At 58.0% G+C, this 16,438-nt stretch carries 14 protein-coding genes; 2 read left to right on the top strand and 12 right to left on the bottom strand.

The window, feature by feature from the left end:
* The first annotated feature begins 22 nt into the window (after positions 1-22).
* Positions 23-1,162 carry a hypothetical protein gene (locus tag ACZOF8_RS04480; RefSeq protein ID WP_441373777.1) on the top strand — a complete coding sequence of 380 codons (1,140 nt, stop codon included), beginning with the start codon at positions 23-25 and terminating at the stop codon, positions 1,160-1,162.
* On the opposite strand, the gene ACZOF8_RS04475 is transcribed toward ACZOF8_RS04480, so the two are convergent.
* From ACZOF8_RS04475 to ACZOF8_RS04420, 12 genes are all read right to left on the bottom strand, one after another.
* Positions 1,159-1,674, bottom strand: a complete 516-nt coding sequence (locus tag ACZOF8_RS04475; RefSeq protein WP_022488108.1) for a hypothetical protein — start codon at positions 1,672-1,674, stop codon at positions 1,159-1,161. The genes ACZOF8_RS04480 and ACZOF8_RS04475 overlap by 4 nt on opposite strands.
* A gap of 27 nt (positions 1,675-1,701) precedes the next feature.
* Positions 1,702-2,502 carry a hypothetical protein gene (locus tag ACZOF8_RS04470; RefSeq protein WP_022488109.1) on the bottom strand — a complete coding sequence of 267 codons (801 nt, stop codon included), beginning with the start codon at positions 2,500-2,502 and terminating at the stop codon, positions 1,702-1,704.
* A gap of 14 nt (positions 2,503-2,516) precedes the next feature.
* Positions 2,517-3,512 (bottom strand): hypothetical protein, encoded by a 996-nt coding sequence (locus ACZOF8_RS04465; RefSeq protein ID WP_288310121.1) that lies wholly within the window; start codon positions 3,510-3,512, stop codon positions 2,517-2,519.
* 12 nt (positions 3,513-3,524) lie between these two features.
* On the bottom strand, positions 3,525-4,283 hold the full coding sequence (locus ACZOF8_RS04460) for a TPM domain-containing protein (protein ID WP_487426613.1): 759 nt from the start codon (positions 4,281-4,283) through the stop codon (positions 3,525-3,527).
* A 10-nt stretch (positions 4,284-4,293) separates the two neighbouring features.
* Positions 4,294-5,403: a TFIIB-type zinc ribbon-containing protein gene (locus ACZOF8_RS04455; RefSeq protein WP_487426612.1), complete on the bottom strand. Its 1,110-nt coding sequence runs from the start codon at positions 5,401-5,403 to the stop codon at positions 4,294-4,296.
* Positions 5,404-5,421: 18 nt separating this feature from the next.
* Positions 5,422-6,864 (bottom strand): SPFH domain-containing protein, encoded by a 1,443-nt coding sequence (locus tag ACZOF8_RS04450; protein ID WP_154488170.1) that lies wholly within the window; start codon positions 6,862-6,864, stop codon positions 5,422-5,424.
* 68 nt (positions 6,865-6,932) lie between these two features.
* Positions 6,933-7,961, bottom strand: coding sequence for a hypothetical protein (locus tag ACZOF8_RS04445; protein ID WP_154488171.1), 1,029 nt, complete (start codon positions 7,959-7,961; stop codon positions 6,933-6,935).
* 143 nt (positions 7,962-8,104) lie between these two features.
* A complete protein-coding gene (locus ACZOF8_RS04440; RefSeq protein ID WP_022487609.1) occupies positions 8,105-9,703 on the bottom strand; it encodes a bifunctional metallophosphatase/5'-nucleotidase in 1,599 nt (532 codons plus the stop codon).
* Positions 9,704-9,719: 16 nt separating this feature from the next.
* A complete protein-coding gene (locus ACZOF8_RS04435; RefSeq protein ID WP_487426611.1) occupies positions 9,720-10,820 on the bottom strand; it encodes a nucleoside hydrolase in 1,101 nt (366 codons plus the stop codon).
* Positions 10,821-11,031: 211 nt separating this feature from the next.
* Positions 11,032-11,649 carry a response regulator transcription factor gene (locus ACZOF8_RS04430; RefSeq protein ID WP_012938209.1) on the bottom strand — a complete coding sequence of 206 codons (618 nt, stop codon included), beginning with the start codon at positions 11,647-11,649 and terminating at the stop codon, positions 11,032-11,034.
* Complete coding sequence (locus ACZOF8_RS04425) at positions 11,624-13,036, bottom strand: sensor histidine kinase (RefSeq protein WP_303225037.1); 1,413 nt, start codon at positions 13,034-13,036, stop codon at positions 11,624-11,626. Before ACZOF8_RS04425 ends, ACZOF8_RS04430 begins: the two co-directional genes overlap by 26 nt.
* Entirely contained in the window at positions 13,030-14,619 is a 1,590-nt protein-coding gene (locus ACZOF8_RS04420; protein ID WP_487426610.1) for a hypothetical protein, read from the bottom strand. Before ACZOF8_RS04420 ends, ACZOF8_RS04425 begins: the two co-directional genes overlap by 7 nt.
* Positions 14,620-14,938: 319 nt before the next feature.
* On the opposite strand from ACZOF8_RS04420, the gene ACZOF8_RS04415 reads away from it, so the two are divergent.
* On the top strand, positions 14,939-16,396 hold the full coding sequence (locus ACZOF8_RS04415) for a class I adenylate-forming enzyme family protein (RefSeq protein WP_487426609.1): 1,458 nt from the start codon (positions 14,939-14,941) through the stop codon (positions 16,394-16,396).
* The last annotated feature ends 42 nt before the right edge of the window (positions 16,397-16,438 follow it).

Below are 16,438 nucleotides of genomic sequence, written 5' to 3'. Positions count from 1 at the left end.
AAGAAACGACAGAAAGCAGGTGATGGCCATGACTTCCCCCTTCTGGTTCTTTTTGCTGTTCTGCCTGGCTCTGCCTGGAGCTTTGGGAGAAGGGGCCCCGGTGGACCCTTCCCAGGCTGACCCTCCCGAACAGGAGGAAAAGCGGACAGCCCCCTGGCTGGAGCTCCACGGAGACTACCGATATCTCTACGGCAAAGGCCGGTTTGCCGCCCGGACCCCCGCCAACCTGAAAAAAAGCCGCTGGCCCCGGAGGGACCAGGATGTATTCCTGCTCCAGCGGCGGCTGCGGCTGTTCCCGGTGGTCCACACCAGCCAGGAGACCCAGCTGAAATTCATGATCGAAGACAAACGGAACGACAAGGACCATACCCAGGACCATCACCCCTCCCTCTCTCGTGCTTATCTCCAGCACGAAAATGACCACACCAAATGGGAGCTGGGCCGGTTCAACCTGTATCTCATGGATGGGAACGTGATCGACAAACGGGTGGACGGGATCCGCACCAGCTTTGGGAAAAAGACGGACCCCGCCGGACGGACCACATTGTTTGCGGGCCAGACCACCGGAGACGACAACCTCCATCGGAAAACCGGCTGGTTCATCCAGGGAGAAAAACAATGGCGAAAACTGAACTTCCGGTCCGCCTTCCTGGATTTCCGCAACCGCCAGGACCAGCCTGCCAGCCTGCCCGCTCTCCAGGCTTTTGGTCTGGAACCGGAATCCAGCGGCAAAGGCTTTGACCGGCAGCAGATCTGGACCACTCGTTTGGAATACCAGCCCCGGGACCGATGGCTCTTCGACCTGGAACTGCTGGGGTCCAAAGGCTCCCATGGACAGGATGGATACCAGGAAAAGAAAACCGGCTTTGTGGCTGCGGTGACCTATGGGGAACTGGATGAACGGAAGGGCGGCACCTGGGAAACCTGGCTCCGGTACTATGACCAGCCCCAGTCCAGCATCCTGTACCATACCATGGACGGGGATACGGGATTTTTCCAGCGTCAGGGGTTTCGGGGCTGGGGCATCCGGATGGATTATGTGGTAGTCCCCGGCCTGGTCTGGGCCCTGGAAGGATTCCGGCTCCAGAACAAAAAAACAGGACCCTTCACCCGGGATTTCCGGGAGTGGGTCCTGGGGACCAGCGTGACAGCGTATTTTTAACCAAACCCTTCTTTGAGCCCCGCATAGTTCTCATAGCTGTCCCGCAGCATATGGATGACCTGGGCGGGGTCTTTTTGCAGCCAGTCCTGCCGCTTTTCCGGCATGATGGTGAACCAGGCCGGAGCTCTCAGGAGATTGTTCAGGGATCTGTACAACTGCTGTTCGGGGATTTTCTTCAGTTTCCCGGTCTCTGGCTGTACCTCATAGCCCTGTTCCCTGCCCTCTCCTTCGGCATTGACCAGGATTTCCAGCTGCCCGTTCCAGTCCATATCCAGCACCGCAAGGTTCACCATGCCCTCCCATCTGGGGACCCGGTCCCACTGTTCCCGGTTGGCCAGAAGGATCTGGAGCTGGTACCGAAGAGCACCGGGGGCCAGGGGCCGGGGTTCAGAGACACCGCCGGGCCACTCATGTCTGTGGGGAAGGTCCCGTTCACAGGCCAGAGCCGGAGCTGCTCCCAACAACAGAACGAGCAGTCCCCAGGCGGCACGTTTTTTAATGGATCCATCCATTGTTCCCCCTCCCTTCTTCGGCTCTCTTTACCTTTCAACCATCTGGCTCACGGTTCCTCCTGCCAGGTCCATATCATTGATCCTTCCCTGGACATTCTTGAAGGTACAGTCGATCAGTTCCAGCCGGGACTGGGCCACGGCGAAAAGGGGGAGATTGGTGCTGGTGTCTTTGAACAGGGTCTGGATGATCTTCATATCCCTGCACTCGATGGCATTGATCAGGCCATAGGTGCAGCTGCGGATCACACTGTCCCGGAGGGTAACGCTTTCACAGCCCAGGGCTTCGTACCCATAGGTCCCGCACCCGTACAGGTCCAGATTTTCCAGCCTTGCGTCCTGCACCAGATCCAGTTTCAGTACGGCTCCGCTGCAGCGGCCAGCCTGCAGGGAATGGCCGACCCGGAGATGGGCCAGCCGGAAGTTCTGACAGTTCCGGAAATGCAGCACCGGAGTATAGGGATCCTCTGTTACGATTTCTGCCGTGATCTTCTCCGTATCCTGGCCCCGGATGGTGAGATCCTGGAATCCGGCCAGCTCCAGGTCCTCATAGGCCATATACAAGCCTGGAGGGCTGAGGGGATTCCATGGGAATCTGTGGATCACCTGCTCCGCAGCGGTGCTGGCCAGCCAGGTGGACAGGTTGTAGCGGCCTGGTGCCAGGATGACTTCCGTATGGTCATCCAGGGCCTCCATCATTTCCTGTACATTGTGGACCAGGACGGTTTTCCGGGGAGCAGCAAAACCCCCGGCCGTCAACCCCAGAACCAGGACCAGACACAGCAGCAGAGCCCGTATCAGGTCCGTCCATAATTTACCGATCCGTTTCATCAACTGTCACCTCCCTATTCCTCCCGCACCACCAGGCTGCCGTCTTCTCCGCTGAGCTGGAGGATCTTCCGATGATACCCCTTCCGGTCGTAATAGGACAGGCCGGTGGCCCGGGCCGTTCCTTCCAGATTTATGGGGTAGTTGTATCGGGTACCCGGTTCCAGGTTCCCCAATGGTTCATCCGTTTCCACCTGCCAGGTCACCTGACCGCTGTCACTGACCTCTGCCACCTGGAGGGTGAGCAGGTGCACATCTTCCAGGGTCTCTCTGGGAATCACCGCCAGCAGGGGTTCTCTGAACTCGCCGGGCTGAATCAGGGAAAATTCCACGCTCCCTTTGCCCCACCAGGCCAGGGACTGCCAGGACAGCGTTTCCACCTTGCCCATCCGTTCTTTCTGAAGTTCGAAGAACTGCCCCGGTGTCATGGCCTGTTTCTTCGACAGGGCTCTGTCCGGGACTCCATGGTTGTTCCAGTACACTTCCTCCTTCTCCTCAACCGGGTCCCAGTTGGTGAAGGTACAGCTTTCGCACACCAGGTTCCCGTCCCCGTCGAGATGGTACTCGCCCAGGATGGAAAGCCCCGCGCCTCCGGCTCCCTGGTTCAGGAACCGCCCGTTTCCCAGATAATACCAGGCGTCCCGGTACCAGCCGCTGAACACCCGGTGGGGCCGGCCCTCCCGGAGGGTGAACAGGTTGGTGATCCTGTTGTCCTGGCCCGTCAGCAGTTCCGGCTCCCCGTTCCCGTTGCAGTCCAGCAGCTGGTACTTCACCTGTTCCAGCCCCTGGGCCGGGGACAGTTCCCGGATTCCCTCCCAGACAGCCACCAGGTCCTCCCGGTCCTCTCCATAAGAGTCAGGGTCTCTGCCTCCCTGGATCATATCATACAGGGTGTCCAGTTCCCGGCCATAGATTCCTTCTCCGCTGGAAGCTCCTGCCAGGACCGGCAGACCAGTAAGAAAAGCCATGAGGCACAGACAGGCCAGCGGCCTCCAAATGTCCTTTCTTTCCATGGCTCCTCCTTTTCAGAACTTTCCGCCGCCGCCATGATCCTCATCGGTACTGTCGGCCTTGGCGTTTTCGCGGCTCTTCTTCGGCTTACGATGGACCGTCATGTACAGGTAGTTGTCCGCATTTTCTTCCAGCTGGAAGCTGTCCCGGTCCAGATAGACCCCGGCTTCCAGAGCCGGCATCACATTGTTCATCTGGCCGATGAGGATCCGGCGCACCAGGAATCCGATGCCCAGGGACACCGCCGCCCCAATGGCCAGGGCCAGGGGATTGAAGGCGTCGGCCGGATCATAGGGTTTGCCTTCTTTCTGGTAGTAGGCCAGCAGTTCATCCGTCCCTTTGGCAAACTGGCCGAAGGCTTTCGGATAGTTGTTCTTTTTCAGGGCCGGCAGGAATTTTCCGCTGAGGGCCTTGATGCCGGCTTTGTCGGTGATCATTTTCCGCATGCCGTTGTCGGTGGAAATGTACCAGTCCCGTTCCTTCATGGACAGGAGCAGTACCATATTCCCCTTGAGCCTGCTGTCTTTGATCTTGTCCAGCAGTACATTGGCGAACTCTCCGGTTTTTACGCCTCCGGTGCTTTTCACCGTGACCACCGCCAGCCGTACCTGATATTTCTGGTTCACCTGGTCCAGGGACTGCTGGAGGACTTTCTCTTCCTGGGGCCGCAGGAGATCAGCCTGATCCAGCACCAGGGCAGAGGCTGCCGATGCGGAAACGGCCATGCCCACCAGAAGCACCAGGAGTGCCAGGATGCGCAGTAACTTCTTCATGATGACCTCCTTACGTCAGAAACATCTTTGCCACAAAATACAGCGCCGGTGTGAGGATGGCCGCCACAGCCCCCATGATCATCAGGGATTTCTGGTTGTCATAGGGCAGTGTCCCCACCATCTTCCCGGTCTGTCCGTTCATCATAAAGGTGTAGGGTTTGTCCTGATACCGGGTGGTCAGGATCCACACCGGAGCCAGGGCATAGGCCACCTGGTCTTCTTCCTTCCGGACCACGCTGTCCTTGAGGATGGTCCGGTCATAGCCCCTGGCCTTGACGGTTTCTTCCAGCACCCCTACGGCGGACCGTTCCACCCGTTCATCGGCCCGGGGCACGGAAGCTTCCGCATCCACATCGTATTTATCCGCCAGGAAACCGGTGAGATAGGCCGGGCTGAAGGGCACCATCTGGGAATAATCGAAGGGTTCGATGCTTTCCATGTAGGTATCGTCCATTTTGCTGGACCCATCCACCGGAATCTTGTGGAAACTCATCCGGCCGCTGCGGATGCACTGGAACACCCGGGTTTCCGTAATGATCTCATCGCTGGTTTCCATCACATTGTCGTCTTCCCCCTGGAAGTCGGCACTGGCATGGATCTTGGAACCAAAGAGCCAGAAGGGCACGTACATGGGCTGGATGTCCTGGATCCGGTTGTTGGCCGTAAAGGCCGCCGGCAGCAGGCGCTTGCCCTTGTAGAATTCCTTCAGGGCCGCCACTGCATCTTCTTTGGTCTTTTGGAAGGGGATCACGTAATCCGGCTTCAGCATGCCGCTGAACCGGTTGGGAAGCATGGTGGGATTCCCGCAGTAGCAGCATTCGGTAGCCAGGGTGTTTTCGTCACAGACGATTTCCGCCCCGCAGGCGGAACAGGTGAAGGCTTTCAGGATGGCAGCTTCTTCCGTGCTCCATTCCTTGCCCGCCATTTCCGTATTCCAGCGTTCTTCTTTGGCCTCCTGGGCCGCTGCCGCCCGTTCCTGCTGCCGGGCAAAGAGGGCTTCCATCTGTGCCACGTCCAGTTTGGTATCGCAGTAGGGGCAGACCACCTGGCTTGCCCCCGGCTGGAATTCCAGGGGCCCGCCGCAGTTGGGACACTTGTAGGCAACAGAGGTATCGGTCATTTTCACTCACCTCCTGTTTCAGGTCTTGTCGTTGTCGTCAAAAGGATCTCCGCACTGGGGGCAGAATTTCGGGGGATGATGGGGATCGGGGGGCTGCCAGCCGCATTTGTCACAGCGGTACAGCGGTGCATCCTCCGGTTTTTTGGCTCCGCAGTTCATGCAGAATTTTCCCTGGTTCACCGTGCCGCAACCGGGGCAGGTCCATCCCTGGGGCTGGGCTTCCGGTTTGGGAGCGCCGCATTCCATACAGAACTTCCCGGTATTCCCTTTGTGGCCGCAGGCGCAGTCCCAGGTCCCTGCCGGTTCCGGCTTTTTGGCGCCGCAGGCCATGCAGAACTTCCCGGTATTGCCCTTCTGGCCGCAGCTGCAGTCCCAGCCATTGGGAGCCGCCGCTCCTGGGGCAAACCCATTGGGCTGACGTGGTGCTTCTGCCGGCGGTGGGGCCGGCTGCTGGGCCGCCGCCTGGCCTGCCAGGGCCTGGAACATGTTCGCCCCGGCATTCCCTGCCATATTCATGCCCATGAACCCGAAGGCGGCTCCGGCGTTCTGGTTTCCTGCCGCTATCCTCATGGAATCGGTGCTGGAATCCACCACGGCCCCCATGGCTATCCGGGGATCGCTGCCCATGGTCATGCCCATCTGGACCTTCTGGATCTTTTCTTCATCCGCTTCATTGGCTTTGATATTGCTGATCCCGAAGGAAACGATTTCAATACCCCGGAGGTCCCGCCATTTTTTGCTCAGGACATCGTTGAGGGCTTCCGCCAGTTCAAAGGTATGGGCCATGATTTCCGTGTAGTCGATCCGCTGAGCGCTGAGCTGGGCAAAAGCCGGTGCCAGGGCCATGAGCAGTTCGCTTTTCATCTGGCTGTCCAGGGTTTCCCTGCGGTATTCGTCGAAATCGTTCCCGGCCACGTGGGTATAGAACAGGATGGGGTCCGTGATCCGGTAGCTGTATTCTCCGAAGCACCGGAGCCGGATGGTCAGCACCTGGCCAGTGGTGTCATCCTTCACCTTGAAGGGGATTTCGCTGGGAGTCCCGTATTTGTTCCCGATCAGTTCCTTGGTATTGAAATAGTATACCCGCTGATCCTTACCGGTATCCCCGCCGAAGGTGAACCGTTTCCCCATCTGTTTGAAGATTTCCTTCACATTGTCTTTCAGGTCTCCGGTAAAGATGGACGGTTCGGTGCTTTTGTCGTAGGTGTATTCCCCCGGTTCTGCACACAGATCCACCACCTTGCCGTTTTCCACTATCATCATGCACTGGCCGTTGTTCACAGCGATCCGGGATCCGTTGCTGATGATGTTGTCGTCGCCCTGGTTGGAGCTCCGGCTCCCGGTCCGTTTCTGGCCTTTCATCATCAGGATGTCCGGTGCCATCTGGCAGTAGAAAAACTCTTTCCATTGATCGGCCAGCACGCCGCCTACAGCGCCCATCCCTGCTTTGATCAGTCCCATAATTTACCTCTCTTTCTTCAATCCGTTCCTATTTTCCATATCTTCTACACTCTTCCCTCTTTTCTCCCCTACAGATCCATCCGGTACAGTTTGGCTTCGCCTTTCTCCCGGCTGATCCGGCGGTAGATCAGGATGGAATCGTTTTTCATGGGGGTGAGGATTTCCATGGTCAGTTTGGGTTCTGTCTTGAATTTCCCCAACAGCTTTCCATCCTTCTTGCGGTAAATCCAGTAGATGCCGCCTTCTTGTCCCAGCACCACCCGGTGCTCGGTGACCACGTACCCACGGCCTTCTTTGGTAAGAGGTCCCTCAAAGGACTGGATCAGCTGTCCGTCCTGCAGACTGTACTGCCGGACCACATTTTGATTTTCACCCTTGTCGTTTTTCATATACCCCATCAGGTATAATCCGTCCTTGTCCGCCCATTGTTTCTTGATGTTCAGTCCAGCCTTCCTTATCGCCTCTACGGTAAGGAGTTCCTTCCCCTTGGTAAGGGTCCCTTTGTCCAGGATCCCGGTCCAGTAGTCCCATTTTTGGGTAAAGACCACATCCTTCCCCTGATCGATGGGAATCAGAGTCGTGCCGGTGAAATCGGTGGGCACCATGGTCTTTCCGTCGTAATAATGCCAATAGGAAGCTTCATTTTTCTTTTCACGACTTTTATAATCCCCTTGTTTGTGCCAGTCATAGACAGTTCCGTTGGATACCACCAGTTTGTCCCGCCAGTAGGCCCGTTCATCCAGCACCTTCAGGTCACTGAGCGTCTCATCCTTGAAACTGACAGACCGGAGTTTGGTCCGGTATGTTTCGTCCTTGTTGTCGAAGCCGAAGAAGTAAATCCGGTCCCCGTCCACCGCCAGGGTGTCCGTCCACAGGATCTGGTCCTTGAATGTCAGCCCGGTATATTCATAGATGTTCACCGTCCGGCCGTCTACTTTAAAACTGGATGCCACCGGGGTGCTGATTTTCTTCCGCACCGGCAGGTCGGCGTTGGGGTCTTCAGGGGTTCCTCCGCCCCCGTTTCCCCCACCGCAGCCGGATGCCAGGACACACAGGGTCAATGCTCCCAACAGAATTTGTTTCCATGTCTTTTTCATAGTATGCTCCTTTCTCCAGATATCCGTTCGTTCTCTTTCTGCTTTTATTGTACAGAATTTTCAGAAGGAACACACTGTACTAAAGTACAGGTTTTGGTAAAAAAGAAGTCAGACCCAGCCCCTTAAGGGCCGGGTCTGACTTCTTATTTCCTATTTACTTGAATCCGTCCCTGTCCTTCCGGCTTCCGATAGGCTTCGCTGACGCCCTGTTTCTGGACGTAATCAGCCAGGATTTCCACGTCGGACAGGCCCGGTTCCGCTACCAGGGTGGTGTCCCGGAACATGGTATAGCCGTTGCCGCCGTCACTGAGGATGTAGCTGGTCCCGGCCACCAGATAGTCTTCCGCCGGATCCAGGGGTTTGCCGCCGATCATCACCTGGCGGACCCTCCGTTCCCCTTCCACCCGGGCGAAATTTCCCTGGTCATCCAGTTTCACCGGCGAGGGGATGGCCGGATCGTAGACAAAGGTCAGCCCGGATACCTGGAGGAACCCGCCGTTTTCTTCCGGCGCATGGGATACACTCAGTTCCAGGGCATCCAGCAGCTGCTGGCCGGAAACGCTCCGGAGCACCGCCTGGTTCCCAAAGGGGAACAGTGTCAGAAGGGTCTTCCGGGTCCAGGCGCCCCGAGGCAGACCGGAACGGAAGGAGCCCCCGTTGATCAGGGCCGCATCCGCCTTGAAACAGGTCCGGAAAGCATCTGCGGCAAAATCCCCCAGATTGGTTTCCTTCTGGCGCACGGCCCGCTGGCCCTCCAGGGAATCCACCAGTTCTACAGAGGATTCTCCCACCTTCTGGGACAGAACCTTGTCCACTTTAGCCAGTTCTTTCCGTACCAGTGTCTCCACTTTGGGATCCGGTGCCGGCAGATTTCGGATCAGTTCGCCCCGGATGGTACCGTCATCTTCGATGACCATGCGTCCCAGGGTTTGGAGCTTGGTCCCGGTCTGGGCCACCGGGATCATTTTGCCCTTCCGGTCCGGGTAATACACTTCGTACTGTTCGTGGGAATGGCCGTCGATGAGCCCATCCACTCCCGTTACATGGGCCAGGAGCGCCCGGCTGCTCCACACGGGGATGGAGCCGTCGCTGCCCAGATGAGATACCAGGATCACCGTATCCGCCCCTTGTTCCCGGGCTTCCTCTACGGTATCCTGGACCTGTCTGTAAAGCTTTACCCCTTCCTTGTCCTCGCAGAACCCATAGATGAAACGGCCTTTCCCGTCCTGGAAGAACCGGGGCGTGGACGAAACCAGGGTACCGGGGGTGGTGACCCCGATAAGCGCCACCTTCCGTTCTTTAAAGGGAAAGATCCGGTAGGGCGCCAGCACCGGTTTCCCCGTATCCCGCCGGACGAAGTTGCAGCTGGTATACCCACACTTCAGCTTTTGGGCCAGGGACAGGAAATTGTCCATACCATAGTCGAATTCATGGTTGCCGGGAATGGCGAAATCATACCCGGCAGCGTTCAGGATCCGGACCATGGCCCGGCCGTCGGTGAGCTTCCCCAAAGGTTCCCCCTGGATGGCGTCCCCGGCGTCCAGGAGCAGGGTCTGGGGATTTTCCGCTTTCTGCTGCTTTTTATAGGCCGCCACCCGGGCCAGGGTGAGATTTTTGTCCACCCCGCAGTGGATGTCGTTGGTGTGGAGCAGCACCACCTGGGCCCAGGCCTGGAGGGGCATCAAAAGAGCCAGGAGAGCCGCAGAGGCACCGGCCCGGAAAAGTTTTTTGCGGTTGGTCATAGTTTTCTCCTTTTGGTTACAGCCGGTCGAAGACTTTTTCCACCATGGGCCACAGCCGGTCCTGGTCCACGGCAAAGACGATCCGGGCCTTCTGGGTCCCTTCCGGTCCGAAGCCCCGGTAGGCCATGGTATCTCCATAGCCCGGTCCCACCTGGTCATTCACATCCACCGGCAGGGTTTCTTCCCGGGTGATCACCTGGGGATCGATGACCACCGCAGCAGCCAGCACATCCCAGACATAACTGGAAAAGCCCGGATCCTGCTGGAACAGAGGTCCGGCCCAGTACTCCTTCCACATGGTGCGGGCCCAGGGCTGGGTGATTTTCCCTGTAAGCCGCTGGTATTCCTGCCGGCTCAATTTGGCCGTGTTGCACACATCCAAAGGCAGGAACACCTGTTCCGTCCAGGGTGCCCGGTACACTTTCCGGGCGGATTCCGGGTCGATCCACACATTGAATTCTCCATGGGGCATCACATTGCCTTCCACCATGAAGGCTCCGGCCATGTACACCACCCGTTTCACCAGCCCGGCAATGGCCGGATCCCGGTCCAGGGCCGCCGCCAGGTTGGCTCCGCTGCCAATGGCCACCAGGGTCACCTGACCGGGATTATTCCGGATGGTCCGCACAATGAAGTCTGCCGCCCTTTCCTTCCGGGGCTCCAGTTCCGGTTCCCGGTGGTACCGTTCCCGGTATACCTGCTGCCAGGAAGCCGGACGGGAATAGCCGGCGGCTCCTTTATGGCTGTCGAAATTCTGTCCGTACAGGCGTTTTTCTTCCGCCATATGGGCAAACCGGTCTTTCCGGGTGGGTTCATTCACCCCCATGAACACCGGGATATCCTTCCGTCCCATCCCTTCCAACTGACGGATGGCCGCTGCGGTGCCGGTTTCCACCCAGGTGTTCCCAAAGACGATGGTCACCCCTTCCAACTGGATGTTGGGGGCCTGGGCCAGCATCATCATGGCCACCCCGTCATCCAGCAGTTCCACCATATCCGTATCCAGGATCACCTTTTCCTTCTCAGCCGCCAGCCCCCGCCCCAAAGGGGCCAGGACCGCAAGCGCCAGGATCCCCACAATACGAAAGAATTTTCTGAAATCATTCTGTATCTTCATTATCTTCACCTCCTGTCTCCAGTATACCGGAAGAAGGAGATTTCCGCACTGTACTAAAGTACAGGGTTGAGAAAAATGGAGGGGTTTTGCACAAAAAGTACAACACCCCTCCATTTTGTCAGCTTGTTGCCCTTGTTCAAAGCCAGTTTACTGGCTTCCTTCGGCAGTTGACAGTTGACTGCTGACAGGGTCTGTTGCCCCAGCAACAGACCTACTCCCTCCCCGCATACCCTTTCTCTGCCGCTTCCACAGCCAGTCCCACCAGGCTTTTGTGGCCGGTTTTGCTGAGCATGTTGCTGATGTGGAAGCTGACGGTCCGGCGGGTCAGCTGCAGCCGGTCGGCGATTTCCTGATAGCTCAGGTTCTGGCAGACCAGGTGCAGGATCTGGATTTCCCGCTGGGTCAGGGTGGCGTTGTAAAATCCAAAGGTGGTCCGTTCCTGTACATCCGGGAACAGATGCTCCCCCTCCATGGTACGGTGGATGCAGTCCACGAACTGGTCTGCAGCACTTTCTTTGTAGATGAAACTGTCCGCCCCCGCCTCCTGGGCCAGTTCCACAAAATGCACATCCTGGAAACCGGTCATGATGATGACTTTGATCTGGGGAAAATGCTTTTTGATCTTCCGGGTACATTCGATCCCGCTGGTCTTCCCTTCCATGCAGATATCCATCAGTACCACATGGGGCTTCAGCCGGCCGCAGGCTGTTTCCACCATTTCCGAAAAGGGCAGCTGCCCCACCACCTCCAGGTCTTCATACGGTTCCAGCAGCCTGGCCAGCCCATCCAGCAGGATTTTCTGGTCATCCACCAGCAGAATACGGATCATCGTTCGTCCCTTCCTTTTCTTCCATCCCAAAACGGATTTTCAGTATAAAATGAGGGGTCCCGGAAACGTCCAGTTTCCCGCCCCGGCTTTCCACTTTTTCCCGGATCCCGGTAAGCCCGCCTCCTGCCTGGACGGGTCCGGTGCAGCCCAGTCCATTGTCCTGGATCAGAAGGTTTTCTTCGTCCAGGACCAGAGCCACCTGGCTGGCCCGCCCATGGCAGACGGCATTGGTCAGGGCTTCCCGGATGATCTGCACATACAGTTCCCCTTTCCATTCCTCCTCCGGCAGATTTCCCCGCACGGTGACCAGTACCCCCAGCTTCCGGTACACAGAAACCAGTTCAGCCAGCCGCACCTGGGGTTTTACCCGGATTTCCTGCCGCACATCAGAAAGCATGTTGACCAAAAGGGGCATGATTCGCTGGTAATCGGCGAAATCCCTGTTGTTCAGCACCTGCTGGAGCAGGCTGATCCGCATCCCCATCAGATCATGGATCCGGATCCGGATTTCCCGGAGGGTTTCCCGGCTCTGGATTTCCTGGACATGCTGGAGCAGTTCCTTCAGCTCAGCATTTTTCTGCTGCAGCTGCCGGTTCTGCTGGTCCAGGGACTGGTTCAGCCGCTGGAGTTCCGTGACATCACTGGCAGTCAGCTGCCAGTGGGACTGCCCCTGGAAATAGATCTTGACCCGCTGGAACAGCAGCCAGCGGCCGTCCGGCAGCCGGAAAAGCAGCCCTCTGCCCTGGTTTTCCCGATGCAGCCCGGGCCTGCGGACTTCCTGGAGCAGGTGCCACAGCATATTGCCGTTCCGGATCCCCACCCCCAGGACACTTTCCGTATACCGGAACAGGGCCCGGTTCATCAGCACCGGTTCGCCGCTAGCCAGCGAGATCAGGACCCCTTCCTCTAAAGAATCAATGGCTTCCTGGATGGAATACTCCGTGATCTGCATCCGTTTTTCCTGGATGGTTTCCGGCAGGAGATCCAGGGACCGCACCAGAAAAAGCCCCAGGGCCAGGCCCATCTCCCAGGGATAGCTCCCGTCGAAAAAGGGCAGGATCGCCATTCCGGCCAGGCACAGGGACAGACACCTGATTGAATCTCCCTGCTGCCACAGGGCCAGCACCAGGAGACTGCCGCCAAGGACCAGACGGAACCCCGTACCATAGGGTTCTTCCCGACCCAGCTGGATATCCTGGATCAGATCGCTTTCCAGGAGGATCAGGAGGACCAGGATCACCCCTTCCAGCGCTTTCCGGCGGCGAAACCGGAACCGGGGAAGGGGCTGGAGGAAATAGATCAGGAGGCTCTGGCTCATCAGCCCCACAAAGCCCAGCAGCACCAGCACCCGGTGGAACAGAGGTCCCAGCTTTACAAAATCTACCATGATCCGTCCCCCTTCTGGTGCTGAAGAACCAGACTGCTCCCGTATTCCAGTTCCCGGCAGAACAGGCCCCTGCCATAACGAGATTGATGCTGCGCCACAAATTCCCGGACCCAGGGCCGGGGATCCCAGAGCAGGGACAGCTCCCATCCCTTCTCACTTTCTTTGAAGCAGCAGATCTGGGAACTTTCCCCCTGGCGCACCGCCTCTTCCGAAGCCTCCTCCAGCAGCTGGAAGAAAGCCAGGGACGTTGTCACCGGCAGCTGCCCCTCCAGACGATCGTCCACCAGCGTCTTCAGTCCGGTCCGTTCCAGGTAATGGCAGAGTTCCCGGACCGCCAGCTGCAGTTCCCGGACCGGCAGGCTGTTGTCTTCCCGTCCCCGGAGCAGCAGGACACATTCTTTCTTCAAATAACAAGCCAGCACATTGAGCCGTGCCACCATCTGCCGGGTGCCCTCTCCTGGTTGGGCCTGCTCCAGGGCCCGGGCATACTGCAGGAAAAGGGGCCCTTTGCTCTGGAGTATGCCCTCCACTTCCTCATAAATCCGTTGCCGGGTCTGCTGATGGATCCGTTCCCGCCGGATCTTTTCCCAGTTCCGCCGCAGCCGGTAGACCCGCTGCAGGGTCTGGGCCGTCAGTTCCAGTTTTTTCTTTTTTTGGCGCAGTTCGCCCATGTCCTGGTACCATACCACCTGTCCCCCGGAAATGGGCATGGTCCTCCGCTGCCAGTCTCCGTCCGGAGGGACGGGCAATTGTTGGCACTGGTACACCGTTCGTCCCTGCCGGTCCAGGATGGTCAGCCCCAGGCGGGAATGGAGAAAGCAGTCCCGATACTGGCTGTTCCCCGGCAGCAGCCGGGACCGGAGCAGGGCTTCCATCCAGAGGAAACCGAAAAATGCCGTCCACAGGACCAGTTCACTCCGGAAGATCCAGGAAACCCGCAGGATATAGCCGGCAATGTATCCTCCGTACAGCAGGATGACCGTAAAGGGCTGCCACAGCCTCTCCAGACTGATTTTTTCCCGGAAAGCCCTCCAGCACAGCCACCCATTGGCCAGAAGCAGCTGGGCCAGATAACTGAACAGGATCAGGTAATACACAAAGCCATAGGTATAGATATCCTGGTGGGGATTGGTACTGGGCTGGATCTGGAACACCAGCTGATGCCAGTCATTGGTCAGCGCCAGCCCGGCTAAAAGGAGGTCAACAAGCAGCAGGCCCTGGAGCCAGCGGGGAAGAGCCCTGTCTTCCGGTCTCCGGTTGCTGGCATAGCTGATCCAGACCACCAGAAAAGCCAGCAGCCCCATGCAGGGATAATAGCCGTACCAGAGCAGGCGGGCCAGGGCAACCCAGCCGGTAATCAGGGTCAGCCGCAGCAGCCGGATGGTCAGCCAGACCAGCCACACCCAGATGCTCCAGCCCACCGCCTCCCGGGCCCCCAGCTGGAAGATCCGTTCCCGGAGGGACCCACCCCACAGGATCACCCCGATCATTATGATCAGATACAATACAGGCAGAGGAATGCCAAACCGGGGTTCCTGCAGGAACGGCAGGAGCTCTGTCATTTCCTGTAAAAATTGCTCCATGGTCCCCTCCCTCCTGTCAAGCTAAGTGATTAGCATGACTTTTTCCTCATTATACCATGAAGGAAAGGGAAAGAAAAAGGGACTGCTGCCTGCGGTATGCGGCAACCAGTTTTTGCAGCATATTCAAAAATTTGCCTGCAAATTCAACATTTGGCTCCAGCCTTCAGGCTCCAGACTTAAGCCGCTATGCGTCTCTACGACTAGGGGGTTGTTGCACAGAACGTGCAACAACCCCATCCCGGCCTCCCTCTTCACTCTTCCCTATTTTCTTTTTTCACGGTACAATAGAAAGAGAAATCTGATAAAAGGAGGCCTTACCATGCTCGTCCACCATCTGTTGTCCTTTGGTGAACCGGACCGGCTGGCGGTCTTTGACCAGGGCCGTTCCTATACCTACCTGGATCTCCGTACTCTGGTCCGTCAATGCCGGAATGCCCTGTATGCCCAGGGGATCCGGCAGCAGACCCGTGTTGCCATTTTTTCCCAGAAAACCGTCCACTATATCGTTGCTTATCTGGCCCTGGCTTCCCTGGGCGCCATTGCCGTACCCATCAACAGCCAGCTGAGCCAGCGGGAAGTGGGATTCATCCTCCGGGATTCTGAGTCCAGTTTACTGCTCTATACCGGTAATCCTTTTGCCTGGAACGCCCTGGAAGCCACGGCGGATCTGGAGGGATCCATCCGCCAGCTGCCTCTGGACGGGTATCTGGACAGCCCGGCCCCGGAAGCGCCGTCTCTTTCGGAAACCTTCACGGACCAGGAGCCTTTCCTCATCATCTATACTTCCGGCACCACCGGCCGGCCCAAAGGGGCTCTGCTGTCCCACGCCAATGTGACCTGCAACGCCCGCCAGTTCCAGGAAATCCTCCGCATCACCCCAGAGGACCGGGTGCTGGCGGTGCTGCCCCTGTACCACTGTTTCTGCCTGATCACCGCCTTGATCAATCCACTGCTGGTGGGAGCCTCCCTCTTCCTGTATGACAGCGTGAACCTGAAGGACATTGTCCATTTCATCCGGGACCAGCAGCTGACGGTGCTGTACCTGGTGCCTTCCCTCTGTTCCCTGCTCATCCGCCGGGGACAGCCGGAGGACCTGACCTCCGTCCGGTACACCGTGGTGGGAGGCACCGCCATGCCGCTTTCCCTTCTCCAGGCTTTTGAAGCCCGGTACCATCAGCCCATCATTGAAGGATACGGCCTTTCGGAAGCTTCGCCGGTGGTGTCCGTCAATCCCCCGGAGAAGGTGAAAAGCGGCACCATTGGCCTGCCCCTGCCGGAGATCCAGGTGAAGGTGGTGGATCCGGAGGGACGGGAAATGCCCCAGGGCAGCCGGGGCGAACTGCTGGTCAAAGGACCCAATGTGATGCTGGGCTACTGGCATCTGCCGGAAGCCACGGCAGATGCCCTGGTGGACGGATGGCTCCACACAGGCGATGTGGTGGTGGAAGATCAGGACGGATACCTGCGGATCGTGGACCGTCTGAAGGACATGATCATCAGCATGGGGGAAAACATCTATCCCCGGGAAATCGAAGAACTGGTCTATGCCTACCCGGGCATCGACGAAGCGGCGGTCATCGGCATCCCGGACAAGCTCCGGGGCCAGGCCGGATGCTGCTTCTACACGGTCCGGGAAGGGGAAACCGTGGACCCCAGGGCCCTGAAAAAATACCTGCAGCAGAATCTGGCCATCTACAAAGTCCCCCGGGTATTCCGCCAGCTGGAAGCCATGCCCCACCTGGCAACGGGGAAAATCGCGAAGAAGGAACTTAGATGAAAAAGGAGTACTGCACATGAGCGTGCAGTACTCCTTTTTTGT

The organism is Acidaminococcus sp. (assembly GCF_057597765.1).
Note: the sequence above shows the minus strand (reverse complement) of the source record. Positions and strands in the feature narration are given on the sequence as shown.

Excerpts from the sequence above, each read along its gene's own strand:
- ACZOF8_RS04480 (WP_441373777.1), top strand. The coding sequence starts at position 23 with ATGGCCATGACTTCCCCCTTCTGGTTCTTTTTGCTGTTCTGCCTGGCT.
- ACZOF8_RS04475 (WP_022488108.1), bottom strand. The coding sequence starts at position 1,674 with ATGGATGGATCCATTAAAAAACGTGCCGCCTGGGGACTGCTCGTTCTG.
- ACZOF8_RS04470 (WP_022488109.1), bottom strand. The coding sequence starts at position 2,502 with ATGAAACGGATCGGTAAATTATGGACGGACCTGATACGGGCTCTGCTG.
- ACZOF8_RS04465 (WP_288310121.1), bottom strand. The coding sequence starts at position 3,512 with ATGGAAAGAAAGGACATTTGGAGGCCGCTGGCCTGTCTGTGCCTCATG.
- ACZOF8_RS04460 (WP_487426613.1), bottom strand. The coding sequence starts at position 4,283 with ATGAAGAAGTTACTGCGCATCCTGGCACTCCTGGTGCTTCTGGTGGGC.
- ACZOF8_RS04455 (WP_487426612.1), bottom strand. The coding sequence starts at position 5,403 with ATGACCGATACCTCTGTTGCCTACAAGTGTCCCAACTGCGGCGGGCCC.
- ACZOF8_RS04450 (WP_154488170.1), bottom strand. The coding sequence starts at position 6,864 with ATGGGACTGATCAAAGCAGGGATGGGCGCTGTAGGCGGCGTGCTGGCC.
- ACZOF8_RS04445 (WP_154488171.1), bottom strand. The coding sequence starts at position 7,961 with ATGAAAAAGACATGGAAACAAATTCTGTTGGGAGCATTGACCCTGTGT.
- ACZOF8_RS04440 (WP_022487609.1), bottom strand. The coding sequence starts at position 9,703 with ATGACCAACCGCAAAAAACTTTTCCGGGCCGGTGCCTCTGCGGCTCTC.
- ACZOF8_RS04435 (WP_487426611.1), bottom strand. The coding sequence starts at position 10,820 with ATGAAGATACAGAATGATTTCAGAAAATTCTTTCGTATTGTGGGGATC.
- ACZOF8_RS04430 (WP_012938209.1), bottom strand. The coding sequence starts at position 11,649 with ATGATCCGTATTCTGCTGGTGGATGACCAGAAAATCCTGCTGGATGGG.
- ACZOF8_RS04425 (WP_303225037.1), bottom strand. The coding sequence starts at position 13,036 with ATGGTAGATTTTGTAAAGCTGGGACCTCTGTTCCACCGGGTGCTGGTG.
- ACZOF8_RS04420 (WP_487426610.1), bottom strand. The coding sequence starts at position 14,619 with ATGGAGCAATTTTTACAGGAAATGACAGAGCTCCTGCCGTTCCTGCAG.
- ACZOF8_RS04415 (WP_487426609.1), top strand. The coding sequence starts at position 14,939 with ATGCTCGTCCACCATCTGTTGTCCTTTGGTGAACCGGACCGGCTGGCG.